Raw genomic sequence first — 24,621 nt, 5'->3', positions numbered from 1 at the left:
AGGAACCCCTGAAAAAAAGAGGACGTGCCGATCGTGGCTCAGAGCACCGAGACCACCGACTGGGTCTCCCGTTTCGCGGATGAGGTCATCGAGGAGTCGGAGCGCCGGGCCCCGGGCAAACCGGTCGTCGTCGCCTCCGGGCTCTCCCCCTCCGGGCCCATCCACCTCGGCAACCTGCGCGAGGTCATGACGCCCCACCTCGTCGCCGACGAGATCCGGCGGCGCGGGTACACGGTGCGCCACGTCCTTTCCTGGGACGACTACGACCGCTACCGCAAGGTCCCCTTCGGTGTGCCGGGCGTCGACGAGTCCTGGGCCGAGCACATCGGCAAGCCGCTGACCTCGGTGCCCGCCCCGAAGGGCTCCGCGTACGCGAACTGGGCGGAGCACTTCAAGGCCGCGATGATCGCGTCGCTGGCGGAGCTGGGCGTCGAGTACGACGGCATCAGCCAGACGGAGCAGTACACCTCCGGCGTCTACCGCGAGCAGGTCCTCTTCGCGATGAAGCACCGGGGGGAGATCGACGCGGTCCTCGCCCAGTACCGGACCAAGCCGAAGGCCGCCGCGAAGAAGCAGCAGAAGCCCGTCGACGAGGCCGAGCTGGATGCCGAGGAGGGCTCCGGCGCCGCCGCCGAGGACGACGGCAGCTCCGGCTCCGCCGGGTACTTCCCGTACAAGCCCTACTGCGGCCGGTGCGGCAGGGACTTCACCACCGTCACGGCGTACGACGACGACTCCACCGAGATGACGTACTCGTGCTCGGCCTGCGGATTCTCCGAGACGGTGCGGCTGAGCGAGTTCAACCGCGGCAAGCTGGTCTGGAAGGTCGACTGGCCCATGCGCTGGGCCTACGAGGGCGTCGTCTTCGAGCCCTCCGGTGTCGACCACTCCTCCCCGGGCTCCAGCTTCCAGGTCGGCGGGCAGATCGTCGGGATCTTCGGCGGCAAGCAGCCCATCGGTCCGATGTACGCCTTCGTGGGCATCAGCGGCATGGCCAAGATGTCCAGCAGCAAGGGCGGGGTCCCCACCCCTGCCGACGCGCTCCAGATCATGGAGCCCCAGCTGCTGCGCTGGCTCTACGCCCGCCGCAGGCCCAACCAGTCCTTCAAGATCGCCTTCGACCAGGAGATCCAGCGGCTCTACGACGAGTGGGACAAGCTGGTGGGCAAGGTCGCCGACGGTTCGGCCCTGCCGGGTGACGTGGCCGCGTACACCCGCGCGGTCGGCACCGCCGCCGGTGAGCTGCCGGGCACCCCGCGCCCGCTGCCCTACCGCACCCTCGCCTCCGTCGCCGACATCACCGCCGGCCACCAGGACCAGGCGCTGCGGATCCTGTCCGACCTCGACCCGGCCAACCCGCTCGGCTCGCTCGACGAGGTCCGGCCGCGGTACGACAGGGCCGAGGCCTGGATCAACACCCAGGTCCCGGCGGACCAGCGCACCGTCGTCCGCGACGAGCCGGACGTCGAGCTGCTCAAGTCCCTCGACGAGCAGGCGCAGCAGTCGCTGCGGCTGCTGCTCGACGGTCTCGAGGAGCACTGGTCGCTGGACGGGCTCACCCACCTCGTGTACGGCGTGCCCAAGGTCCAGGCCGGGTTCCCCGCCGACGCGACCCCCAGGGAGCTGCCCCCGGAGATCAAGACCGCCCAGCGGTCGTTCTTCGCGCTCCTCTACCACCTGCTCGTCGGCCGTGACACCGGCCCGCGGCTGCCCACCCTGCTGCTCGCGGTGGGACAGGACCGGGTGCGGAAGCTGCTCGGGGAGTGAACCCGGCGAGAGGCCCCCGTACGTTCGCGTACGGGGGCCTCTCGCTTCACGTGTTCACGTTGCTTTACGTGTCCACGTTGCCTTACGGGGTCAAGCGATGTGGTCCTCTTCCAGTTCCGCGGTGTGGCGGTTCTGGAAGCGCATCACCATGCGCTTGGCGTCGGCGTCCGGGACGGGGACGCCGTACGTCGCCTCGACGTTGTCGCTGAACTCGCGCGGGGTCGGGTAGCCGCTGCCGTTGATCGACTGCTTGAAGACCTGGTAGTACGACTCCTCGTCCGGGTCCGGCGCGCCGCCGCCCTCGCCGAGCTCCCGGGTCCGGTTGCCGGTGACGGGGATGGGGAAGCTGCCGGTCTCCTCAGGAGAGGGCTCCTGTGGCCCGCCGGGCTCCGGGGCCTGGAACTGCTGAGGCTGTCCCGGGCCCTGTGCCTGGAACTGCTGAGGCTGTCCCGGGCCCTGGTACTGCTGCGGCTGCTGCTCCTCGTACCACTGCCAGTGCTCTTCCTCGGGCTCGTAGGAAGGCTCCGGTTCGTACGCGGGGTCGTAGCCGCCGTGGTACTCGACCTGCGACGGGGTGGTGAACCAAGGGCTCTGCTCGGGGTCCGGCACATACGCCTGCGGGCCGCCCGGGCCGCCCTCCAACTGGGGACGCGGCCCGCCGGCCGAAGCCGCGTTCCGGGGGACGGCCGCCGCCCCACCGGCACGAGGGCGGCCCCCGTCGGCTGTCACCGCCTGCGGGGCCGGCGGTATCAGCGCCGGTTCTATGCCGGCCGCCGCCAGACCCGCCGGAGCCGTCTCCGCCAGCGGTACGCCGTAGCGGGCGAGCCGCAGCGGCATCAGCGACTCGACGGGCGCCTTGCGGCGCCAGGCGCGGCCGAAACGGGAACGCAGACGGGCCTGGTAGACGAGACGTTCCTGCTCCAGCTTGATGACCTGGTCGTAGGAGCGCAGCTCCCACAGCTTCATCCGGCGCCACAGCAGGAAGGTGGGAAGGGGCGACAGCAGCCAGCGGGTGAGCCGGACGCCCTCCATGTGCTTGTCCGCCGTGATGTCCGCGATCCGGCCGATCGCGTGGCGCGCCGCCTCGACCGCGACCACGAACAGCATGGGGATCACCGCGTGCATGCCCACGCCCAGCGGGTCCGGCCAGGCCGCGGCGCCGTTGAACGCGATCGTCGCCGCCGTCAGCAGCCACGCCGTCTGGCGCAGCAGCGGGAAGGGGATGCGGATCCAGGTCAGCAGCAGGTCCAGGGCCAGCAGGACGCAGATGCCCGCGTCGATGCCGACCGGGAAGACATAACTGAAGTTCCCGAAGCCCTTCTTGAGGGCCAGTGCGCGGACGGCCGCGTACGAACCCGCGAAGCCGATCCCGGCGATGATGACGGCACCGGTGACGACCACGCCTATGAGAATCCGGTGCATCCGTGTCAGCTGCAGTGGCGCGGCCACCTGTATTCCCCTCCCGTTGCGTGTTGTTGCGCGCAACAGGGTGGCACACACATGCGGCGCACGGGCGACCGGTGCGAAGGGAGCCCGGTCCACACGGGACCGGACTCCCTCGATTCTCCTGGTGACGCGCGGAGTTGGCCCCTGGCCGGGTCAGCTTTTCTCGGAGGCCGACGCGGACGGGGACGCCTTCTTCGACGGGCTCGCGGACGCGCCCTTCGACGGGGAGGAGGACGCCGGCTTCGACGGCGAGGCGCTCTTGGAAGCGCCCTGCGCCGGGGACGAGCCCGCCCCGGCGCCGTCGTGGTTGGCCGCCGCCACCGCGGACAACGTCTCCTTGACGGCCTTCTCGGCCGCCTTCGCCAGGTCGTCCGGGTCCGGCGTCCTTTCGCCGGCCAGGCCGGCGCCGTTGTAGTCGAGGGTGATGACGACGTTCTCCACCCGCGCCACGATCGTCTCCTGCTTGAAGGCGCCTTCCTTCTTCTTCAGGTCGTAGCGCACCGCCGTCGCCTCGTCGCCCGTCCCGGGGAGCGGCTCCGACTTGGTGTTCTTCGCGCCCTCCACGGACTGCGCTTCCCGCACCTGCTTGCCGTAGTACTCCTGTGCGAGCTTGTTGCCGTCGCCGCGGGCGGCGTCCGACTCGAAGCGCAGCAGGGAGACGTTCAGCCAGCGGAACTGGGAGCCCTTGACGCCGTTGTTCTGGAGGCTGCTCCACGAGCAGCTCGAACGGGTGGCCGCGTCGTCCGACGTGCCCTGCTTGCCGGACTTGGCCCCCTTCGGCACGAGATCGCCCAGGGTCTTCGCGGACAGCACCGCACACGGCTTCGGCAGCGTCGCGTAGGCGGCCGGCTTCACCGCGTCCGGCGAGGCGCTCTGTGAAGGCTTCGCATCCGCGGTCTGCTGCTTCTGCGCCTGCTGCTTGGCGTCGCCGCCCGAGCCCGAACCGGAATCCGAGGAGCAGCCCGCGGCAACGAGCACCGCCGGAACGGCCGCCGCGCAGACGAGGACGCGGCGCAGGCGCGTACCGGACCGGCTCGGCCGCCGGTCGCCCTGAACGTCCTGTTCGTACTGCTCTCGTTGGTTTCGCTGTGCAGGTCGGTGCATGGTTCCTTCACTCATGACGCTCGTGGGTCGTGCGGTCGGATCGGGTCCGAGGGGCCACGGTACGCGGTGGGGACGCATGCGGTGCGAGGTTCGGTTCCCCGGCGGGGGAGGGAGCGAGGGGGGTCTCAGCCGAGGGAACCCGCCAGCTGCTGGGCCAGTTTCCGGGCCTTGTCCTGCATGTCCTCGCTGCTCGGGGCACTTCCGGCGGCGGCCGGCTGCTCGTCGTACTGGATGGTCACGATCACGTTGGACGTGCGGAACACCACAGTCACCGTGCGCTGCTGGGAGTTGCTCAGCTGGTCGTCGAGGAACGCCTCGTCGGCCAGGCCGTCGAGTGTGCGGGGCTGGAGTTGGGTCTCGGTCGCGTCGGCGGACGGGCTTCCGGAGGCGGACGTGGAGGAGGAGGGGGAGGACGAGGGGGTCGCGCCGGCGCTCGAGGATGCGCCGCTGTCCGCCGAGCCGGATGCGGAGCCGGAAGGGGACGCCGAACCGGAACCGGCACCGGAACCGGGTCCCGCCTCGGGGAGGTCCGCGGCCTGCTCCCTGGAGGCGTAGACCTCATGGGCGCGGTCGTCGTCGCTGACCCTGTTGTCGTACGACACCACCCGCTCGAAGTCGACGAACAGATGGTCCGTGGCCGCGGCCGACTCCGCCTTCCAGCGGCAGCCGGAGCGGCGGTCGTTGTTGTAGGTCAGCGTGGCCTCGCCCTGGTAGACGGTGTCGCGCTGGGTCTGGTCCGCGATCTGCCGGATGCCCGGCAGGAGCGAGTCGAGGGTGCCGTGGTTCACCACGCCGCAGGCGTCGGAGAGGGTGCGGTACTTGCCGGGCTGGGCGGTGGCGGCGCTCGCGGTCGACTCGCCCGCCTTGGAGTCCTCCGCCGCACCGCCGCCGCCGGAGCCCGAGCTGCAGGCGGTCAGCAGTGCCGCGAGGAGCACGGCGGCGCCCGGTACGTACGCCTTCCGCTGCACGGTGAGGCCCCTCTCGACGGTTCCGTGGGCGTGGGAGCCCGCTGGTTAATGGGTTGCCGCCCGGGGCGGCGCCCTGGAGACAATGTGTATCGCACGCGCTGCCGTGGACGCCGGTCCGTTGTCCTATACGTCGACCTTGGCCCCGGTTTTGCGATCAGAGACTTATGTACCTGTTCGGGGGAAAGAGGCTGGTATGTCGTACGTAGAGGTGCCGGGTGCCAAGGTCCCGATCCGTATGTGGACGGACCCGGCGACGGTCGAGGGCTCCGCGATGCAGCAGTTGCAGAACGTGGCGACGCTGCCGTGGATCGAGGGCCTCGCGGTGATGCCGGACGTCCACTACGGCAAGGGCGCGACGGTCGGCTCGGTCATCGCGATGCGGGACGCGGTGTGCCCGGCGGCGGTGGGGGTGGACATCGGCTGCGGAATGTCGGCCGTGAAGACGTCGGTGACGGCGAACGACCTCCCCGGCGATCTCTCCCGTCTGCGCTCGAAGATCGAGCAGGCGATTCCGGTGGGCCGCGGGATGCACGACGCGCCGGTCGACCCGGGGCGGTTCCACGGGGTGGCCACCGCCGGGTGGGACGACTTCTGGGGCCGGTTCGACGGGGTGGCGGAGGCGGTCAGGTTCCGGCACGACCGCGCGGAAAAGCAGATGGGAACGCTCGGATCCGGAAACCACTTCCTGGAGGTGTGCCTGGACGACGACGGCTCGGTCTGGCTGATGCTCCACTCCGGCTCGCGGAACATCGGCAAGGAGCTGGCCGAACACCACATCGGCGTGGCCCAGGGGCTTCCCCACAACCAGGGTCTGATCGACCGCGACCTGGCGGTCTTCGTCGCGGACACTCCTCAGATGGGGGCCTACCGCAACGACCTCTACTGGGCACAGGAATACGCGAAGTACAACCGGACACTGATGATGACGCTTCTGAAGGAAGTGATCCGGAGGGAGTTCAAGAAGGCCAAGCCGACCTTCGAGCCCGAGATCTCGTGTCACCACAACTACGTGAGCGAGGAACGGTACGAGGGCGTGGATTTGCTCGTCACGCGCAAGGGCGCGATCAGCGCCAGGGCCGGGGAGTACGGCATCATCCCGGGTTCCATGGGCACCGGTTCGTACATCGTGAAGGGCCTCGGCAACGAGAAGTCCTTCAACTCGGCGTCGCACGGCGCGGGTCGGCGCATGAGCCGCAACGCGGCCAAGCGTCGCTTCACTCCGAAGGACCTGGAGGAGCAGACGCGCGGTGTGGAGTGCCGCAAGGACTCCGGTGTCGTGGACGAGATCCCGGGCGCGTACAAGCCCATCGAGCAGGTCATCGAGCAGCAGAGCGACCTCGTGCAGGTCGTGGCGAAGCTGAAGCAGATCGTCTGTGTGAAGGGCTGACGCGAGAGGCTCTTCTCCAGGCGGGGGCACGGGCGTTCGCGTTCCCCGCGGTGTGGTCCGGGCCGGTCGTCACAGTTCCCGGTGGACCTTGGTGTTGGACGCCTGGGCCCGGGGGCGGACCACCAGGAGGTCGACGTTGACATGGCTGGGGCGGGTGACCGCCCAGGTGATCGTGTCGGCCACGTCGTCCGCCGTCAGGGGTTCGGCGACGCCCTCGTACACCTTCGCGGCCTTCGACGTGTCGCCGCCGAAGCGGGTCAGCGCGAACTCGTCCGTCCTCACCATGCCGGGGGCGATCTCGATCACCCGCACCGGCGTGCCGACGATCTCCAGGCGGAGGGTCTCGGCGAGGACGTGCTCGGCGTGCTTGGCGGCGACATAGCCGGCGCCGCCCTCGTAGGTGCCGTGGCCCGCGGTGGAGGAGACGACCACCACGGTGCCGTCGCCGCTCGCGGTCAGCGCGGGAAGCAGGGCCTGGGTGACGTTCAGGGTGCCGAGGACGTTCGTCTCGTACATCCGGCGCCAGTCCCCGGGGTCGCCGGTGGCGACCGGGTCGGCGCCGAGCGCGCCGCCCGCGTTGTTCACCAGGACACCGATCGTCCGGAAGGCCGTCGCGAACTCGTCGACCGCCGCCCGGTCCGTGACGTCCAGCGCGTAGGCCGTGGCCGAGTGGCCCGCCACGGTCAGCTCCTCCGCGAGCGCCTCGATACGGTCCTTGCGGCGGGCGGTGAGGACCACCCGGTAACCTGCGGCCGCGAGCTGCCGGGCCGTCGCGGCGCCGATACCGCTGCTCGCGCCCGTGACGACGGCGATACGGGAGGCGGCGGAGGGTGCTGCGGCGGTCATGGCGAGGCTCCTCGGACGGCGGGCTCGAAGCTGCGGTGCGGCACACGGTCGTGCGGGCGCCGTGCGCCAAGGATAGGTCGCGGGGCAGACGGCGGGCCGGAGGGCCCGAGGGGTGATCAGTGCCCCCGGGGTGCCCACATGATGACGGCCATCCCCACGAGGCAGATCAGGGCGCCGGTGACGTCCCAGCGGTCCGGGCGGTAGCCGTCCGCCACCATGCCCCAGGCGAGGGAACCGGCCACGAAGACACCGCCGTACGCGGCGAGAACACGGCCGAAGTGCGCGTCCGGCTGGAGAGTGGCGACGAAACCGTAGACGCCGAGCGCCATGACGCCCGTGCCGATCCACAGCCAGCCGCGGTGTTCGCGCACGCCCTGCCAGACGAGCCAGGCGCCGCCGATCTCGAAGAGCGCGGCGACGACGAAGAGCGCGGCGGAACGGAGGATGAGCATGCGGCCACCTTCGCATGAGGCCTTCGTCGGCTTTCGTCGGCCGCCGGCTTTCGTCGGCCGCCGTCGGCCCTGGTCCCCGTCCCGGCGTGCGGGTCACCTGCCCGGCGGTGCCTGGAGCCCGCCGCACGTGGGATACATGCGGTGATGTCCGGGCTGACACGGAGGAAAGTGACGATGAGAAAGCGGATTGCCGGCGCGCTGGGCGCCGCCCTGGTGGTGGGTGCGGCCCTGCCCGCCGTCGCTCTGGGTGCCGAGGCCGACCTCGCCTATCACGGGTACGTGACCATGGGCCGCGGCGAGGTCAACGTACGGCTCACCCCGTGGAACCAGGCGACGTCCGGCGTCGAGGACGCCACCGTGCGGCTGCGCTGGTCCAAGCCGCTGGCGAAGGAGCAGTTGTTGCCGGGAGCCTGTGCGCGGGAAGACGAGAGCACGGTGCTGTGCCGTATGGGGGCGATCGCCCCCCTGGCCGAGGGCAGGGAGATCCATCTGAGGGTGCGACTTGCCGACACGTCGGCCGACGAGGTGCGGCTGGAGATCGACTCCCTGTGGAGCGGCGCGGTGGACCGCACCCCGGGCACCCAGCAGGTGCTGGCCCTGGGCACGGGGGACCGGTACGCCTTCTGAGTGCGGCCCGGGCGTTGTCAGGAGGATGAGCGCGTAGTCGACGCGGGACCGGCACGGACGGGGTGGCGGTCCGGCCGACGATGCCGTCGCGTTCCAGGGGGAGCGTCGAGGCGGGGCGGTACGGCGAGCCAAGGGATCTCTCGGAGACCTGTTGGCCCGCGCGGTCGGCCGCGGAGAGTGCGTTCTGCCCGTGTCCGTGAGATCGACGAGTTTCGCTCGCCCATCGGCGGGGTCCGGCGAGCGCGTGACGAGACCGTCCCGTTACGGGTCGTCGATTGTCTCGGTGACCGTGCCCGGCGCGAAGCCGAGGCGTTGTGCCGGCTCCCTCTGACGGGCCGGACCTGGTTCGGCAGGCACCCGCAGCGGTTTCGTCCGTGACAGGGGCAGCCCTCCCCCCGTCGTCCGGCCGTCGACCACCCGCCGCACCCGGCGCGACACGAGCACACTCTGCGCGGCGCTCCGGTGGCCTCCGTGCCCGCCCGGGGTCTTCACCGTGGCCTCGGTAGCCGCCCGGCATGCGGGCGGCCTCGATCGTAAGGGCGACCTCATGCTCACCGATCCCGGCCATCGCCTGCCGGTCGTCACACTTCGGTCCTCCCGGTCCCGGCCATCGCCTGCCGGTCGTCACACTTCGGTCCTCCCGATCCCGGCCATCGTCTGCCGGTTGTCCTGCTCCGGCCGTCCCGTTGCGGGCGTAGCGCTCCGATGGTCCCGTTCCGGTCATCCGGCCTGGTGGGCGGTCCCTGCCGGGGGCCGCGGGGGTGCGGAATACCTGGAGGGGTGGTGCCGTTGGGGGCTATAGTTGAATCGTAAACAACCTGGAGGGTGTGAGCGACATGCAGTTCGGGATCTTCAGCGTCGGTGACGTCACCCCGGACCCGACCACGGGCCGTACCCCGACCGAGCGCGAGCGGATCAAGGCCATCGTCGCGATCGCGCTCAAGGCCGAGGAGGTCGGTCTCGACGTCTTCGCGACCGGCGAGCACCACAACCCGCCCTTCGTGCCGTCCTCCCCGACCACGATGCTCGGCTACGTGGCGGCCAAGACCGAGAAGCTGATCCTGTCCACCTCCACCACGCTGATCACCACCAACGACCCGGTGAAGATCGCCGAGGACTACGCGATGCTCCAGCACCTCGCGGACGGCCGGGTGGACCTGATGATGGGGCGCGGCAACACCGGACCGGTCTACCCCTGGTTCGGGCAGGACATCCGCGAGGGCATCAACCTCGCCATCGAGAACTACGCCCTGCTGCGCCGGCTGTGGCGCGAGGACGTGGTGGACTGGGAAGGCAAGTTCCGCACCCCGCTCCAGGGCTTCACCTCCACCCCGCGACCGCTGGACGGCGTGCCGCCGTTCGTCTGGCACGGCTCCATCCGCTCCCCGGAAATCGCCGAGCAGGCCGCGTACTACGGTGACGGCTTCTTCCACAACAACATCTTCTGGCCGGCCGACCACACCAAGCGGATGGTCGAGTTCTACCGGACCCGGTACGCCCACTACGGGCACGGGACGCCGGAGCAGGCGGTCGTCGGCCTGGGCGGACAGGTGTTCATGCGGAAGAACTCCCAGGACGCGGTGCGCGAGTTCCGGCCGTACTTCGACAACGCGCCTGTCTACGGTCACGGCCCCTCCCTGGAGGACTTCACCGACCAGACCCCGCTGACCGTCGGCTCGCCGCAGCAGGTGATCGAGAAGACGCTGAGCTTCCGCGAGTACGCCGGTGACTACCAGCGCCAGCTGTTCCTGATGGACCACGCCGGACTCCCGCTGAAGACCGTGCTCGAGCAGCTCGACATGCTCGGCGAGGAGGTCGTGCCGGTGCTGCGCAAGGAGTTCGCGAAGGGCCGTCCGGCCACCGCGCCGGAGGCGCCCACCCACCAGTCGCTGCTCGCCGCCGCGCAGCAGCCGAAGGCCGCCGAGGAGGCGACCGCCGCATGAAACTCGTCGTGATCTCGGCGGGACTGAGCGTCCCGTCCTCCACTCGGCTGCTGGCCGACCGGCTGGCCGCCGCCGTGGAGCGGCAGGCTCCCGTCGACGTCCAGGTGGTCGAGCTGCGCGACCTCGCCGTGGAGATCGCGCACAACCTCACCAACGGCTTCCCGGGGCGCGCGCTCGCCGCCGCCCTGGAGGCCGTGACCGAGGCCGACGGGCTGATCGTGGTCACACCGGTGTTCTCGGCGTCGTACAGCGGACTGTTCAAGTCCTTCTTCGACGTGCTCGACAAGGACGCGCTGGCGGGCACGCCGGTCCTGGTGGCGGCGACCGGGGGCAGCGCCCGGCACTCGCTGGTGCTGGACCACGCCCTGCGTCCGCTCTTCTCCTACCTGCGGGCCGTGGTCGCCCCGACCGGTGTCTACGCGGCCTCGGAGGACTGGGGCGCGGAGGGCCTGCCCGAGCGGATCGAACGAGCCGCGGGCGAACTGGTTCTGCTGATGCGCGCTGGGGCCCTGCGGGAGCGGGGCGGCTTGGCGGCGGAGGCTGCCGGGGCCGGGGCGGAGTCCGTTGGGCCGGTGGTGCGGGAGGCCCTCCGTCCGGTGGCGGCGAAGGCCGTCGGTCCGGTGGCAGAGGGCGCGGGGGCCGTGTCCGAGCCCGCCCGGCCGGTCGCCGCGGCCGTGGCCGCCGGCTCCGCGGCGCAGGCCTCCGGTCTGGTCGGTTTCGTACCGAAGGCCGCCGCGCCGGACCGCGCGGACGAGACGGGCCGCCACCGCGCACCCGGTGGGAACGGTGCCGAGACGGTGCGGTCGCACGGCTTCCGGGTGACTCCCTTCGAGGAGCAGCTCGCCGCGCTGCGGAGCTAGCGGAACGGGGGGGGCGGCCGGGCGGCGGCCCGGCTCCGCCCCGCCCGCACGTCCCGGCACGCCGAGGACGTGACGCGGCGTGACGTGATGGAGCCGACACACCGCGCGGCCAGGTGAGGCGCCACGTCGGAAGCGGTGAGAGGCGGGTAAGAAGCCCGCCCGTGGCTCTGTCCGGCCGGTCGTGCACCCCGTCGGCCTTGGCAGACTGGTGGAGTGACCCAGACAGTGCTGCTCGCCGAGGACGACCGCGCCATCCGTCATGCCCTGGAACGCGCGCTGACGCTGGAGGGTTACCAGGTGACCGCCGTGGCCGACGGGGTGGAGGCCCTCGCCCAGGCCCATCGCACCCAGCCCGACGTGCTCGTCCTCGATGTGATGATGCCCGGCATCGACGGCCTCCAGGTGTGCCGGGTGCTGCGTGCCGAGGGCGACCGTACCCCGATCCTGATGCTCACCGCCCTGGTGGAGACCGCCGACCGGATCGCGGGACTCGACGCGGGCGCCGACGACTACGTCGTCAAGCCGTTCGACGTCGAGGAGGTCTTCGCCCGGCTGCGTGCCCTGCTGCGCCGCACCAACGGCACCTCCTTCGAGGTGCCCAGGGAGGAGGAGAAGGTCCCCACCGGCCAGGTCTCCGTCGCCGGGCTGCACATGGACGTCCAGGCCCGCCGCGCCTGGCGCGGCACACGGGAACTGGAACTCACCCGGACCGAGTTCGACCTGCTGGAACTGCTCGCCCGCAACGCCGGCATCGTCCTGGACCACGGCACCATCTACGACCGCATCTGGGGCTACGACTTCGGCCCCGGTTCCAAGAACCTCGCCGTCTACGTGGGCTATCTCCGGCGCAAGCTCGACGAGCCGGGGGCGCCGGCCCTCATCCACACGGTGCGCGGCGTGGGGTACGTACTGAGGGAGGACTAGTGCCTCCCGCATCGCTCCGAAGCGGCGAGGACGACGCCGGGGCCGGGATGCGCCTGTGGCGGCGGCTGCCGATCGGACTGCGCCGACGGCTGCGGCTGCGGTCCCGGCTGCGCCAGATGTCGTCGCTGCGGACCACCTTCACCCTGTCGTTCGCCGCCGTGGCCGCCGGCGTCACCGTCCTGGTCGGCTTCCTCAGCTACGACGCCGCCGCCCGGCTGGTGCGGGTGGACCAGCAGACCGTGTTCGCCCAGGTCGTGGCCGATCTGCGGGACCAGGTCAGCCAGAAGCAGCTGATGCCGCACGACTTCGCCATCTCCGACAAGGACCATGAGACCCCGCGCGACGACATCATCCGGCCCAGCCGCACGGTGGTGCAGGTGCTCGGACCCGGCGGCACGGTCGTCGACCACTCCAATCCGGCGCTGCCCGTCGGCAGCGACGACCGGCGGATCGCCGAGACCGCCCGCGCGGGCAAGCTGGTCGAGCACAAGAACGTCAACGTCGGCGGCGACGTCTACCGCGTCGCGACCGTGGCGCTCGGCCGCGGCCAGGGTGCGGTGCAGGTCGCCCAGGAGCTGAGCAGCACCGAGGACCTGCTGCGCAGCCTCCAGCAGCGCACCGCCCTGCTGATGGGTGCGGTCGTGATAGCGGCCGGGCTGTTCGGCTGGTGGCTGGCACGGCGGATCACCCGGCGGCTGGTACGGCTCACCGGTGCCGCCGAGGACGTCGCCCGCACCCGGCGGCTCGGCATCCAGGTCCCGGTCACCGGGAACGACGAGGTGGCCCGTCTCGGCCGCTCGTTCGACCGCATGCTCGGGCGGCTTGCCCAGTCGGAGGAGGACCAGCGGCGCCTGGTGCAGGACGCGGGACATGAGCTGCGTACGCCGCTGACGTCCCTGCGGACCAATATCTCGCTGCTGCGCCGCATCGACGAGCTGCCGCCCGCCGCCCGTGAGGAACTGGTCGCCGACCTCGCCCAGGAGTCCCGTGAGCTGACCGACCTGGTGAACGAGCTGGTCGACCTGGCGGCCGGCCAGTCGGACACGGAACCCGTGCAGCGGCTGACCCTCGCCGACATCGCCGAGGACGCGGCGATGATCGCCCGGCGCCGCACGGGCCGGGAGGTAGCGGTGCGCATCACGGGTGACACCACGGTCGACGGGCGGGCGACGGCGCTCCAGCGGGCGGTGTCCAATCTGGTGGAGAACGCGGCCAAGTTCGACCGGGAGGGCAAGACGCCGATCGAGATCGCTGTCACGGGTCCGGTGCACCCGCCCCAGCTGGAGGACTCCGACGAGCCGGACACCGGGGTACCGCTGGGCAGCATGCGCGTCGAGGTCCTCGACCGGGGACCCGGCATCGAGGAGGGCGACCTCATGCGCGTCTTCGACCGTTTCTACCGGGCGGCGGACGCCAGGAGCCTGCCCGGCTCGGGCCTGGGCCTGTCGATCGTGCGGGACGTGGCGACATCGCACGGGGGAGCGCCTTTCGCCTACCGGCGCGAGGGCGGGGGGTCGGTGATCGGGTTCACGGTCGGCGGGGGAGCCGCGCCCCCGGGCGACTGAGAGCCGGAGCCTTGCGGCCGGGCGGGTCGTCGCGGGTCTGTGGCGTCGTAGGTCTATGGAGCTGCAGGGTCGTGGCGTTGCGGGCGTGTGGCGTCGTAGGTCTGTGGCGTCGTAGCTATGGGCGTTGCGGGACTGTGGCGTTGTCGCCGCTGCCGGGCAGGGGGTCAGCCGACGTGGACGCGCGGCCGGTGCCTGCGGTCGGGTTCCGCCTCGCGCAGTACCTCCCGGGTCACCGGGGCCACTTCGCCCTGGCCGAAGAGGAAGAAGCGCAGGAAGTTGGCGAACGGGTTGCCCTCGGTCCACTCGAAGTAGATGTGCGGGATGCAGCGGGTGGTGTCGCGGACGTGCAGGAGCAGGGCGGCGAGGGCGTTGGGAATGGAGGACGACTCCAGGGTCAGCACGCGGTAGCGGCCGTGCAGGACCTCACCGCGTACGGTCAGGCCCGCCTCGAACTCCGAGGGGTCGCCCACCGTCACCTCGACGAAGACGAAGTCCTCCTGCGGAGGGAGATCGTTGTCGGCGCGGATCTGCTCGATCTTGTCGCGGTACTCGGCGATGTCCCTGTTGTCGGGCTCGTTGGCGATGAACCGGATCTTGCGGCTGGCGATGTCCCGGACGAAGCGTTCCGCCAGGTCGTCCAGGGTCACGCTGGTCACCCGCAGCTCGAAGGCCCGGGCGAGCCGGGACAGCAGGGAGAGAAGGATGATGCCCGCGATGAAGCAGGCACCGATCTTCACACCGTCAGGCCGCTCGATGACGTTCGCGACCGTCGTGTAGAGGAAGACCACCGAGATCACCGAGAAGACGATGGTCCAGTTGCGTTGTCCCGCCTTGCGGGCGGCGATGGTCACCGCGATCGCCGCGGAGCTGATCAGTACCAGCACACCGGTGGCGTAGGCGCCGCCCTGGGCGTTCACGTCGGCGTTGAAGATCCAGGTGACGAGGAAGGCGATCAGGGTGAAGACGATGACCATGGGCCGCACGGCCCGGGCCCAGTGCGGGGCCATGCCGTAGCGGGGCAGATAGCGGGGCATCAGATTCAGCAGCCCGGCCATGGCCGAGGCGCCCGCGAACCACAGGATCGCGATCGTCGAGGCGTCGTACACCGTGCCGAAGCCGCCACCCAGGTACTCGTGCGCCAGGTATGCCAGCGCCCGGCCGTTCGCCTGACCGCCGGCCTGGAACTCCTTCGCCGGGATCAGCAGGGTCGTGATGAAGCTGGTGGTGATCAGAAAACCGCTCATGATGACGGCGGCGGTGGTGAGCAGCTTCCTGGTCCCACGGATGCGGCCGGTCGGATTCTCCTCGGTGTCGGTCGGGTCGCCCTGCACATGGGGCATGACGGCGACGCCGGTCTCGAAGCCGGACAGGCCGAGCGCCAGCTTCGGGAACACGAGCAGTGCCAGGCCGATCATGACGAAGACGTTGCCGTGCTCGGCCGTCAGGGCGCCTGCCCAGTCGGTGGCCACCTGCGTGGCCGTCAGGACATGCCACAACCCGACGGCCACGACCACGGCGTTCAACGCCAGGTAGGTGCCGACCAGGGCGAACGCGACGCCGATCGCTTCCAGGAAGCCCTTGAGGAACACCCCGCCCAGCAGGGCGATCAGCAGCAGGGTGATGACCATCTGGTGGCCGTGCAGGGTGCCGGTGAGGTGGGGGTTCTCGATCAGGTGGGTGGAGGCGTCGGCGGCGGAGAGGGTGATGGTGATCAGGAAGTCGGTGGCGGCGAAGCCGAGCAGGGTCAGGACGAAGAGTTTGCCCTTCCAGAAGGAGAGCAGCCGCTCGAGCATGGCGATCGAGCCTTGGCCGTGCGGGCTCTCCTTGGCCACACGCCGGTAGACCGGCAGGGCGCCGGCCAGGGTGACGATCACCAGGACGATGGTGGCGATGGGCGAGAGCAGTCCGGCGGCGAGGGCGGCGATGCCGGGCTGGTAGCCGAGGGTGGAGAAGTAGTCGACGCCGGTCAGGCACATCACCCGCCACCAGGGCTGGCCCTTGTGCGGAGGTTCGGGCTCGGCGTGCGGGCCCTGAGCGGTGCCCCTGCCCATGTCGGACAGCCCCTCCAGCATCCACGCTCGCAACCGGCTCGGGTGGGCGTGCTCCGTAGCGGCCATCGGCGTGCTCTCCTGGCGTACGGCTTTGCTAACGGTTCCGGCCATCGGGAAGACCGCCTCTCCAGCCTAGGCAGAGAGCGTTCCGGGGGCCTCCGCACCAGGACTTGACGGCCGTGACGGTGGTCAGGCGCAGTGCCGGACCGCCGGCCGGGCCCCTGCCTTCCCCGGGGCCGAGGTGCTCCGCCGAGCGGGTGTCCCTGCGGGTAGACCGAGGCCGCCGCGGCCATGGAGCGCCCGCGCGTGCCGACGGCGTCGCGGACGGCCGTAACAAGATGACCGCATGAGGAGAAGGTAAGAAGTCGCGCTCTGGCAATTACGGAAATGACCTGGAGCTATCACGGCGAGTAATGGATTTCCCGGCCCTTTCGTTACTGCATTGCGGTGACGGCCGGGTCGCCGCCCGGTCGGCTCCATGGAAGCCTCGGAGATGCGCGCAGTTGGGGGAATCCGTCAGGGGGGATCTGTCACAGCACAGGAGAGAAACGTGAAATCCTCGCTTCGTACCCGCTCCGCCCGTGTCCTTCCCGCCGGTGTGCTCGCCGTCGCGCTGCTGACGGCCGGGGCCCCCGGCGCCTTCGCCGCCTCGCCTTCCGAGGCGAAGAGCACGAACGTGATCGCGGCCTCGATCACCGTGCAGCCCTCCCAGACCGAGCTGAGGCTGGGCGAGTCGGTGACGTTCACGGGCCGCGCTCAGGGCCTGAGGATAGGCGACGTGCTCAACCTCCAGCGGTACAGCGGTGGCAAGTGGGTCATCGTGAAGACCGTCAAGCTCCAGAGGGCCGACAGCTTCACCATCTCGGCCACCAAGCTTGCCGCCAAGGGCACGGAGCGCTTCCGTGTCGTCCACGGCAACACCATGTCGCCGACGGTGACCGTCATCGTGAAGTGACGTGACGCCACGAGGCATTACGCGTGAGTGAGGCCGAGAGGCACCACCTCGCAGTGACGCCACGAGGCTGAGGGGGCGCCCCGGAGACGGGGCGCCCCTTTCTTGTTGCCTCACCGGGCCTTGTTTCTCCACCGACCCGTGCGTCCGAACCGCCCAGGACTCCGTCCGCCGCGCCCCGTGCACCGTGCCCGTGCTTCACGCGGGGCGCTTGACCTGCGGTCGTACGAGGTCACGCGCGTCTGCCGCCGCAGCGCGCCCGCACGGTCGCCCTCGAACCGGTGTGCCATCGCTCCATGCTGCGACGCCCTGCCGGACGTGTCCACCGGAGCTCCGCGGACCCGCCGCGTCAGCGGGTGTCACAGTGCCGGATCCGGGTGAGCACCGTCTGCGTCAAGACAACGCCGTTCTCGGATGCTTCGCCGGTGGTGCCCCACTCCGGCTGACGTCCTGTCATCAGGCCACCGGCCAGCCGGAGTTGCCAGCGAGGTGACCACGGTGTCGCCGTCCACGGCGTCCGTCCGGTCGGCCGGACGGCCGGACGCCGTACGGACGGATGGTGTACGGAGGGGCGGTGTCCCCCGGAAGGCTCGTGGTGAGCGCGTACAACCAACCGGCCGTCCTGCGGGTCGAGTACGAGCAGCCCTCGAACAGGCCTTGAAAGGCCGGCGCCACCGGCTACCGCGTGTACCGCTGGGACCGGGCCGCGGGCACCTACGCGAGCCTGACGGGCGACGCCCCCGTCAGCGGCACTTCGTACACGGACGGCACGGCACCCACGGGCACCACGCACCACTACTGGGTGACCGCGGTGCTCGCCGACGGCACCGAGACCGCGCCGGGCGCCGCCTGGGCGATCCTGTCGCCGACGGGGGTCTGAGCCGCATCGAGGGCCGGGAGGACGCGCCCCTCCCGGCCCAGGTGACGCTTGCTGCATGTCCTGGAATCGGGGCATTCGCGGCGCTCCTCGCGGCGGGCGCGCTGGTGCCGCTCGTCGTGAAACCCGGGATCAGGGCCACACCAGGCAATACGGCTGATGCCCCGCCTCATGCAGCCGGTGGCTGAAGTCCTGCCATTCGTGCAGCGATTGGGGGTGAGAGGGCGCTGACCTGGTGTTTCGCAGGGAAATGTGCGTTGACCTGGGAAAACTCCTCTCGGTAGTTCTCACGGGTCAACGCCGTTTCCCAGGCTCATGTGCCCTGGATGTGCCCTCTGGGCCTGTCACCAGAGGGCGCCCTGCTCGGCTGACGGACGGGTAGCGGGTGGCGTCGCCGCCAGGCTCACTCGTGTCTTGGCGTTGATGGCACGAGGTTCCGTCGTCACGGCGCCTGCCTCACGCAGCTGCCGGACGGTCTCGATCACTTGGGCGGGCCGGTAGACGGTTTCCAAGAGGGCGTATCGCTTGAGCTCGGGGATGGTTCGCCCGTCGGGCGTTTCAGAGATGAAGTCGTGCAGGATCCGTCGCAGCGGAGCCGTATCCGGCTCGAAGACGAGATCAAGCATCTGCTGTTGGGTGTCCCTGGGGTCGCGGTAGCGGACGCCGTACGAAGGGTCGACCTTCCACATGGCGTCCTTCATCTTCTCCAGCCCCAGCTCGTGCTGGGTGCCGAAGATCAGGTAGAGGATCCTGCCGCCCTCGTCGACCATCTCGAAGTACAGCGTGTGCGTGAAGCCGGCCTGGCGCAGCGTGTTCCGGTATTGCTCCCGCAGGAACGTGAACTTGCCTGCGGGCGGCTGCTGGAAGACGCCTTGCCACTCCTGGCTTCCGAAGGCTTCGTCGCCGAGCTGGCGGTGGCCGTCGTGCTTCTCGGCGAACCGGGTGAGGAAGCTGGGCTCGAAGGTCACCATCACTTCGGTGCTGGGGTGACGCCCCAGCTCCTGGAGGGGCGAGAAGGGAATGTCGGGTCCGCCGAAGCTGTCCAACAGGACGAAGAGAGGCTTCCCCAATGCGCCGATGCCCCGCAGCTTCTGCACGAGGGCCGGGTGGAAATCTCCGTGACGTATGTCCACCGCTATTCGTTTGGTGATGTCGTCCGTTTGCCGGGAACGGGCGAGCTCCATCCGGTGCTGTAGCTCCTTGACGCGACGGGCGTCCTCCTCCATGAGGATCACGCGCATACGTTTCGGGAACCTGTGCAGAGTCTCGGCGAAGACTTCGTAAGCGATGACCGGGGAGCCGGGCTCGCCCTTCTTGTAGACGCCAGCACCCGCGAAGCCTTCGGCGTAACTGATCACGTCGAGCCGTGACAGCAGAATCGGCGCCCAGGCTTCCAAGTACCGCTTCAATAAGTCGTGTTTGGCCGCCGTGTGCGGATCGCGTTCCCACACGGCATCCTTCGGTACGGCCACGATCGGTCCCCCTACTCCCGTCGGCCCCGCTGGGGAGAGGGTCACACACCGTTGCCGTATGCCACCAGAGTGCGTACGGCGTCTGCTGGACTTTGGCCGTTAATGGGCTGCGACAGGCAGTCGGGGTGGCATCTCGTCCCAGGTAGCTCCGTCGAGTTCACGGCCCCCTGACTTGGGGCTGCGGCCACCCCATTGCTTGAAGAAGAAGGGCACTCCGGCGTCGTTGCAGGCGTCACGGATGTCCACCAGCCACTCCTCCTTCACGGGCCGATGGTGGGGCCCGGACTCTCCGCCGGCAATAACCCAGCCGATACCGTCCAGGTGTAGACCGGTAAGTGGACCGAGCAGCGGCTCACAGGACAGGAAGCGCACAGCGGCGGGAACTTGTCGAAGGTCGTCGACTCGGTCCAGGTGATCTGCGTCTTCGACGGAGACACCCATCCACAGGTTGGAGGGCCAGTCGAGGTCGCCGGCCACACGTCGCAGCCTGCGGGCTCTCTTAGTCAGTAGCTGGTACGTGTGCTGGGGAGTCTCGGCAATCACCTGGAAGACCTGCCGGACGAAGTCCAGGGGGACCTTGGCGTGGAAGAGGTCGCTCATGGAATTGACGAAGACCATCCGTGGGGCCTTCCACTGACGGGGAATGGCCAGTGCGTCAGGGTGAGGCGTGAGGCCGAAGCCCGGGCCGGATGTCCTGGGATCCCCGTCAGCCTGGTACTTGCCAACGCCCATGGCCTTGAGGCGCCTGGATAACGTCAAGGCGTAGCAGTTGTCACACCCAGGGGAGATCCGGTCGCATCCTGTGGTCGGATTCCAGGTCGCCTCGGTCCACTCAATTGTGCTGCGATCGCCCATGAGTCCCCTCCCGTAGCGGGTGGACACTGGTCATCAGCGCTTTCCCACCCGGCGCTTCGACTGCGCTGGCTAACGAGCGACGTGCCGAACTGACACGCGATCGCCCCCATCTTTCAGGTCGAACGCATGTTCTGTGAAGAGGGTCCCGGCGTCATCGTCAACGAGAGTGCAGCTGGGTACGTGGCCGGTTCGACCGAATGCGCCCCTCTGCCCTGGATGCGCCCTCGTGGGGCGGCCGGGATCAGATCCACACGCTCCAGGCAACGGCGGCAGCAACCGCGAGGAGGGTGATCGAGACTGTCCATGCAACTGCTGCTCGTGGAAAGCTCTGCTGCGGTCCTCCGGCGATCTCGGCTCGGGCTGATCCGCGACGGTGCGCGACGGCGACGGGCGCAGAGACGGTCACGGAGGAGTTGTCGCCTGCCACGATGTTGATGTTCTGGAGGGCCTGAGCGACTTGGGCGGGAGTCGGATCGTGCTGGCCGTGAGGCATCGTGGCGCGCAGTTCCCCGACCAACTGAACGAGTCGGGTACGCACCTGGTCGAGAACGCCTTCCAGGGCCGACGGGTGGACGGCCCAGTACAACCGGAGCACCTGACGATGGGAGTTCTGGCTCATGAGCACGGCGAGGTCGGCAGCCATGGCGTCCCCAAGCTGTACGGTCTGGCCAGCGCTTCTGGCGATGAGGGATTCGATCTGGCCGACACCCTTTCCGAGGCGGAGTTCGTTGCCCAGGTCATCGCGGGCGAAATCCGGGAGGTCGAACATGCTCACCGGTTGCTCCTTGAACCGGTATATCCCGGCAAAGCCGTCCATCACCAGAGGCGCCGATATGCGTCGATAGTCAGGAACTGGTACGTCGGTGCCCTCGTAGCCCTGGAGTTCGCGCAGTGCCCATGCCCTCAACGGTTCGGAGTGAGCGTGTCCACCCAGGGCGATCACCTGGCGCAGGATCGGGGCGAGAGGACGTCTCTCGTCTAGAACATCCGCCTCCAGTCGATCGAGGCGGCTTCTACGGAGCCTCATTTCACGACTACGGTGGCAATGACGCCGGCGACGGCGGCGAGCGCCGCGACGGCGCCCCAGATCACCGTGGTGCGGTGCCACCAGGGCTGGGGGGTTGTGGGTGCGGGCTCGTTGACGTTGGCGTTTGCGGTGCTGCCACGATCCGCCTTCGCATTCGGAGCGACGATGTGGAAGGTGGAGTTGTCACCTCCCGTGATGTTGAGGGCCTGCTGCGCGGCGGAGTCGATCTGGTTGGGGTCGGGGTTCTGCTGGCCGGGGGGCATGGTTGCTCTCACTTCCGCGACGAACTGGGTCAGACGGGTTCTGATGTGGTCGAGGACGCCCTCGACGCTGGCCACGGAGACGTCCCAATGCAGAGACGTGATGTCGGCGGCCTCGTTGCCGAGACGATGCTGCTCCTGCGTCATCTGCAGGACGTACTCGGCGGAGCCAGGCGGGCTGAGACGTAGCACCCGCTCGCCGTGCGTGACCAAGGCTTCGAGTTCTCGGACGCCTTGCCGGATGGGTGCGCTCTCCCCGATACCGCGATCGCGAGCGTGCTGGGGAAGTTGGTGGGGGCTGATTCGCCGGGTGTTGCCCTGAATGATCTGGCCCGGAAGGTTGAGATCCACCGCGACTTCGAGTGCTGCTGGCACCTTGCGGTAAGGAGGCAGTTCGTCCACGGTCGTGTACCCTTCCAACTCCTTCAGCGCCCAGGCACGCAGTTCCGTGTGGTGGGCGTAGCCAGCGAGCATGAGGCACTGGCGGAGGGCGGTCGCGAGGGAGGCGGTGTCGTCCAGGACGGTGCGCTCCAGCTGCTCCAGCCCTCGGACGTCGGGTGTCGTCACGGCATCCAGTCTGCACTGCCCCACTGACAACACGCGCCGACCTCGTTCTCCTTGCTCTCGACCCTGCTCCGAGCACATCTCGGCCAGGCCGCTGCCGTTCCTGAGCCTGCGGCACCGCAGCCTGCCATCGGCGGCATGGCCGTCGAGCCGGTTCGGGGCGCCGTGCGGTGAGTTGGGTTCAGCCTCTATCGCATCGGATGGTTCGAGATGAGCCGCGATCGTGCCACCGGATGAAAGGATGAGCGGCGCTCGGGCGGCAGAGGCCGCTGGGACGGGGAGGGTGAGTGGCCGGGGACGGGAACCGCGCGCGGGTGGACTTGATCTGGTCCGTGACCGATCTGCTGCGGGGCGGTTTGAAGGGGAGCCAGTACGGAACGGTGATCCTGCCATTCACCGTGTTGCGGCGGATGGACTGCCTGCGTCGGAATGATGCGGACCGGCGGTTGGCTGCGAATGCGGGGGAGGTAACGGGTGACCTGGTGAGCGATAGCGCGAGCACCGTTGCCATCGGCCACTCGCAGGTTCCAGTGGATCAAGGGGAGGGTAATTCTGCGGCTGCCGACTCGGGCGGGGCGGCCGGGTCGGGTGAGGGTGCCGGCTTCCCAGATGCCCCTGACGATCTTGCCCACCTTCTGCTGGCTGTCGACGACGAGGCGTCACCCGATGACGAGCTGCTTCTGGCTGAGACGGTAGATCGGTTCGTAAGGGACTTTCCCGCTGCAGTCGTCGATGTGCTCGACTCGTTCGAATTTGCCAGTGTTATGCGGCAGTTGGCGGATGCGCGGGTACTGCGGCAAGTGGTGTCACGGTTCGCTGAAATGGATCTGAGCCCCTCAACCGTTTCCGATCAGGAGATGGGGCGAGAATATGAGGAGCTGGTCCGGCGCGTCACCGAAGCGTCGCCGGAGACCACGGCTGAGCACACGAGCCCGCAGGACGTGAGCGTGTTGACTGCCCGACTGTTGCTCGGCCCGGACGCGGCAGCGCTGACCCCGTCAGGGACCTCGATCACCGTCTACGACCCGTGCTGTGGTACCGGCGGCATGTTGTCCGCCGTCGAAGGCTTTCTGAATGATCTGGGAGGCTCTTCCAAGATGTCGGTCTCCGGCCAGGAGATCAATCTGGAAACCTACGCCATAGCTCGCTCCCTACGAATGATGAGAGGTGCGGACCCGTCAGGTATTGCGCACGGAAACGTCCTCACAGACGACCGACACCAAGGTGAGACGTTCGACTATCTCTTGGCCGCCCCTCCGAATGGCCTTGATTGGAAGAGACAGCACGATGAAGTGAAGCGCGAGGCCACGGAGCTGGGATTCGCCGGGCGTTTCGGCGCAGGGCTGCCCCGTGTTAACGACAGCTCCTTGCTTTTCGTGCAACATCTCGTCGCTCATATGCGGCCCGCAGGCCAGGGGGGTGCCCGAGCCGCCATTTTGTTTACTGCGTCGTCCTTGCAGAGCGGAGGCGCAGGTTCTGGTGAGTCGGAGATCCGACGGTGGCTACTGGAGAATGACCTGCTGGAGGGTGTGGTCGCTCTCCCTCCGTACCTGCTGCCGAACATCGGCGTTCCGATGTACCTATGGCTGCTGTCCAACCGCAAGCCCCTCCAACTGCGAGGCATGGTCATTGCGCTGGACGCGCGAGGGCATACCGCGACACTGCGCAGGCCGCTGGGCGGGAAGCGCCACTACCTGACGGACCAGCACATCGCCCGGATAGCGGAGCGGTACGAGGCTGCCTATGGCGACATGTCGGAAGGTAGCCCGGAAGTTGGCGGAGAGGACGGGGCATTGCTGCTCGATGCCCAAGACCTCGTATACCAAGAGGTCACGGTCAACTGGCCGTTGCGACAGCACTTCACTGTGAGCGCCGACATCGCCGCCGACGTTGAGTCGTCCAAGATGCTGGCGCGTTTCGATGAAGCGCTGGCCCTGCTGCGCGCCCTGCGCGCGGTGACCGGCGAGACCTGGCCCACCCGGGGCGAATTTGAGAGCGCATTTTCGATCGCGTTGAAGAACGCGGGCTTGTCGACGGAGCTTCCGCGTTCCCTGTGGGGCCGAGTGCGGAGGGCCGTGGCCGTCTCGGATCCGGGAGGCGAGGTCCAGACCGACGAACGGGGGGTCACACTTCCGGACCCTGACCTGGCCCACAGAGTGCGTGTTCCCCTTGAGCAGGACGTCGCGGATTTCGTGCGGCGCGAGGTAGCTCCCGGGCATCCGGACGCATGGCCTGACCTGGACAGCGTGAAGATCGGGTGTGTGCTGCCGCAAGCTCCTTTCCTGGTAAGCGGGCCTGGCACCGGCTTTGGCCCGCTTTCCACGGTGGCGCGGCGTGTAAGCCGCTGGCTCGGCCAGAGGGCGACGGAGGGACTGCCCCTGCTGCGCGGCACCGATCTCCAGACGGCTGTCACCGCAGCAGATCTTCCGGAAGCCTCAGGGACGGGACAGGCTCTGGCCGTCTGCACTGGCGGAGACGTGGTGGGGCAGGCGGGCAATTGGCGCCTGCTGCCGCCGGACTTTGGGGACTCGGTGACACAGCTGACGGTACTGCGTCCCCTTGGCAACAGCGGGCGCGCTCCGGAAGATTTCAAGTCCAGTGAGACGGTCGTGACGCTATGAGATTTGTGGTGCGGGTTCCCTGCGCTTGGCCGGGTTGTTGATCCATGCCTGCT

19 protein-coding genes and 1 pseudogene are annotated in these 24,621 nt (G+C 69.1%); 10 read left to right on the top strand and 10 right to left on the bottom strand.

Features of this window, described 5'->3' with window-relative positions:
- Nucleotides 1–24 precede the first annotated feature (24 nt).
- Nucleotides 25–1,767, top strand: a complete 1,743-nt coding sequence (lysS, locus tag ABZ823_RS26220; protein WP_361665153.1) for a lysine--tRNA ligase — start codon at nt 25–27, stop codon at nt 1,765–1,767.
- A 90-nt stretch (nt 1,768–1,857) separates the two neighbouring features.
- Here lysS and ABZ823_RS26215 read toward each other — a convergent pair whose 3' ends face one another.
- From ABZ823_RS26215 to ABZ823_RS26205, 3 genes are all read right to left on the bottom strand, one after another.
- Entirely contained in the window at nt 1,858–3,189 is a 1,332-nt protein-coding gene (locus ABZ823_RS26215; protein WP_361665237.1) for a DUF2637 domain-containing protein, read from the bottom strand.
- 177 nt (nt 3,190–3,366) lie between these two features.
- On the bottom strand, nt 3,367–4,317 hold the full coding sequence (locus ABZ823_RS26210; protein ID WP_361665150.1) for a DUF3558 domain-containing protein: 951 nt from the start codon (nt 4,315–4,317) through the stop codon (nt 3,367–3,369).
- A 125-nt stretch (nt 4,318–4,442) separates the two neighbouring features.
- On the bottom strand, nt 4,443–5,285 hold the full coding sequence (locus ABZ823_RS26205) for a DUF3558 domain-containing protein (RefSeq protein ID WP_361665147.1): 843 nt from the start codon (nt 5,283–5,285) through the stop codon (nt 4,443–4,445).
- 193 nt (nt 5,286–5,478) lie between these two features.
- On the opposite strand from ABZ823_RS26205, the gene ABZ823_RS26200 reads away from it, so the two are divergent.
- Nucleotides 5,479–6,672: an RtcB family protein gene (locus ABZ823_RS26200; RefSeq protein WP_361665144.1), complete on the top strand. Its 1,194-nt coding sequence runs from the start codon at nt 5,479–5,481 to the stop codon at nt 6,670–6,672.
- Nucleotides 6,673–6,741: 69 nt separating this feature from the next.
- Here the strand turns inward: ABZ823_RS26200 and ABZ823_RS26195 are convergent, their stop codons facing one another.
- Together ABZ823_RS26195 and ABZ823_RS26190 are read right to left on the bottom strand one after the other, a co-directional pair.
- Nucleotides 6,742–7,518, bottom strand: a complete 777-nt coding sequence (locus tag ABZ823_RS26195; RefSeq protein ID WP_361665141.1) for an SDR family NAD(P)-dependent oxidoreductase — start codon at nt 7,516–7,518, stop codon at nt 6,742–6,744.
- Nucleotides 7,519–7,634: 116 nt separating this feature from the next.
- A complete protein-coding gene (locus ABZ823_RS26190) occupies nt 7,635–7,970 on the bottom strand; it encodes a YnfA family protein (RefSeq protein WP_361665138.1) in 336 nt (111 codons plus the stop codon).
- 174 nt (nt 7,971–8,144) lie between these two features.
- Here ABZ823_RS26190 and ABZ823_RS26185 point away from each other — a divergent pair, with 174 nt between their 5' ends.
- The 5 genes and pseudogenes from ABZ823_RS26185 (at nt 8,145) to ABZ823_RS26165 (ending at nt 13,889) form a co-directional block, all read left to right on the top strand.
- Nucleotides 8,145–8,597, top strand: a complete 453-nt coding sequence (locus ABZ823_RS26185; RefSeq protein WP_361665135.1) for a hypothetical protein — start codon at nt 8,145–8,147, stop codon at nt 8,595–8,597.
- An 836-nt stretch (nt 8,598–9,433) separates the two neighbouring features.
- Nucleotides 9,434–10,540, top strand: coding sequence for an LLM class flavin-dependent oxidoreductase (locus tag ABZ823_RS26180; RefSeq protein ID WP_361665234.1), 1,107 nt, complete (start codon nt 9,434–9,436; stop codon nt 10,538–10,540).
- Nucleotides 10,537–11,100: pseudogene (locus ABZ823_RS26175) on the top strand (FMN reductase); the annotation flags it as partial. The gene ABZ823_RS26180 and the pseudogene ABZ823_RS26175, both read left to right, overlap by 4 nt.
- Nucleotides 11,101–11,613: 513 nt before the next feature.
- Complete coding sequence (locus ABZ823_RS26170; RefSeq protein WP_361665132.1) at nt 11,614–12,324, top strand: response regulator transcription factor; 711 nt, start codon at nt 11,614–11,616, stop codon at nt 12,322–12,324.
- Between the two features lie 116 nt (nt 12,325–12,440).
- On the top strand, nt 12,441–13,889 hold the full coding sequence (locus tag ABZ823_RS26165) for a HAMP domain-containing sensor histidine kinase (protein WP_361665231.1): 1,449 nt from the start codon (nt 12,441–12,443) through the stop codon (nt 13,887–13,889).
- Between the two features lie 164 nt (nt 13,890–14,053).
- On the opposite strand, the gene ABZ823_RS26160 is transcribed toward ABZ823_RS26165, so the two are convergent.
- Nucleotides 14,054–16,006, bottom strand: coding sequence for an amino acid transporter (locus tag ABZ823_RS26160; RefSeq protein ID WP_361665129.1), 1,953 nt, complete (start codon nt 16,004–16,006; stop codon nt 14,054–14,056).
- Nucleotides 16,007–16,490: 484 nt separating this feature from the next.
- Between ABZ823_RS26160 and ABZ823_RS26155 the strand changes: the two genes are divergently transcribed.
- Both ABZ823_RS26155 and ABZ823_RS26150 read left to right on the top strand, forming a co-directional pair.
- Complete coding sequence (locus ABZ823_RS26155; protein ID WP_361665126.1) at nt 16,491–16,895, top strand: hypothetical protein; 405 nt, start codon at nt 16,491–16,493, stop codon at nt 16,893–16,895.
- A gap of 682 nt (nt 16,896–17,577) precedes the next feature.
- The gene (locus tag ABZ823_RS26150) at nt 17,578–17,772 is read left to right on the top strand and encodes a hypothetical protein (RefSeq protein WP_361665123.1); all 195 of its coding nucleotides are present in this window, start codon (nt 17,578–17,580) and stop codon (nt 17,770–17,772) included.
- A 341-nt stretch (nt 17,773–18,113) separates the two neighbouring features.
- Here ABZ823_RS26150 and ABZ823_RS26145 read toward each other — a convergent pair whose 3' ends face one another.
- The 4 genes from ABZ823_RS26145 to ABZ823_RS26130 all read right to left on the bottom strand — a co-directional run bounded on the left by ABZ823_RS26145 (nt 18,114) and on the right by ABZ823_RS26130 (nt 21,950).
- Nucleotides 18,114–19,241: a three-Cys-motif partner protein TcmP gene (locus ABZ823_RS26145; protein ID WP_361665120.1), complete on the bottom strand. Its 1,128-nt coding sequence runs from the start codon at nt 19,239–19,241 to the stop codon at nt 18,114–18,116.
- Between the two features lie 99 nt (nt 19,242–19,340).
- Nucleotides 19,341–20,096: a phage Gp37/Gp68 family protein gene (locus ABZ823_RS26140; protein ID WP_361665117.1), complete on the bottom strand. Its 756-nt coding sequence runs from the start codon at nt 20,094–20,096 to the stop codon at nt 19,341–19,343.
- 241 nt (nt 20,097–20,337) lie between these two features.
- Nucleotides 20,338–21,123, bottom strand: coding sequence for a hypothetical protein (locus ABZ823_RS26135; RefSeq protein ID WP_361665114.1), 786 nt, complete (start codon nt 21,121–21,123; stop codon nt 20,338–20,340).
- A complete protein-coding gene (locus ABZ823_RS26130) occupies nt 21,120–21,950 on the bottom strand; it encodes a hypothetical protein (protein ID WP_361665111.1) in 831 nt (276 codons plus the stop codon). Before ABZ823_RS26130 ends, ABZ823_RS26135 begins: the two co-directional genes overlap by 4 nt.
- Before the next feature lie 320 nt (nt 21,951–22,270).
- Here ABZ823_RS26130 and ABZ823_RS26125 point away from each other — a divergent pair, with 320 nt between their 5' ends.
- Nucleotides 22,271–24,568: an N-6 DNA methylase gene (locus tag ABZ823_RS26125; protein WP_361665227.1), complete on the top strand. Its 2,298-nt coding sequence runs from the start codon at nt 22,271–22,273 to the stop codon at nt 24,566–24,568.
- Nucleotides 24,569–24,621: the final 53 nt, after the last annotated feature.

This window comes from Streptomyces sp. NPDC047079, assembly GCF_040643755.1.
Lineage (GTDB): Bacteria > Actinomycetota > Actinomycetes > Streptomycetales > Streptomycetaceae > Streptomyces.
This window is presented reverse-complemented; position numbering and strand designations above follow the sequence as displayed.

Coding starts and splice junctions, on each gene's coding strand:
- ABZ823_RS26215 (WP_361665237.1), bottom strand. CDS start 3,189: ATGCACCGGATTCTCATAGGCGTGGTCGTCACCGGTGCCGTCATCATC.
- ABZ823_RS26210 (WP_361665150.1), bottom strand. CDS start 4,317: ATGCACCGACCTGCACAGCGAAACCAACGAGAGCAGTACGAACAGGAC.
- ABZ823_RS26200 (WP_361665144.1), top strand. CDS start 5,479: ATGTCGTACGTAGAGGTGCCGGGTGCCAAGGTCCCGATCCGTATGTGG.
- ABZ823_RS26195 (WP_361665141.1), bottom strand. CDS start 7,518: ATGACCGCCGCAGCACCCTCCGCCGCCTCCCGTATCGCCGTCGTCACG.
- ABZ823_RS26190 (WP_361665138.1), bottom strand. CDS start 7,970: ATGCTCATCCTCCGTTCCGCCGCGCTCTTCGTCGTCGCCGCGCTCTTC.
- ABZ823_RS26185 (WP_361665135.1), top strand. CDS start 8,145: ATGAGAAAGCGGATTGCCGGCGCGCTGGGCGCCGCCCTGGTGGTGGGT.
- ABZ823_RS26180 (WP_361665234.1), top strand. CDS start 9,434: ATGCAGTTCGGGATCTTCAGCGTCGGTGACGTCACCCCGGACCCGACC.
- ABZ823_RS26165 (WP_361665231.1), top strand. CDS start 12,441: ATGTCGTCGCTGCGGACCACCTTCACCCTGTCGTTCGCCGCCGTGGCC.
- ABZ823_RS26160 (WP_361665129.1), bottom strand. CDS start 16,006: ATGGCCGCTACGGAGCACGCCCACCCGAGCCGGTTGCGAGCGTGGATG.
- ABZ823_RS26140 (WP_361665117.1), bottom strand. CDS start 20,096: ATGGGCGATCGCAGCACAATTGAGTGGACCGAGGCGACCTGGAATCCG.
- ABZ823_RS26135 (WP_361665114.1), bottom strand. CDS start 21,123: ATGAGGCTCCGTAGAAGCCGCCTCGATCGACTGGAGGCGGATGTTCTA.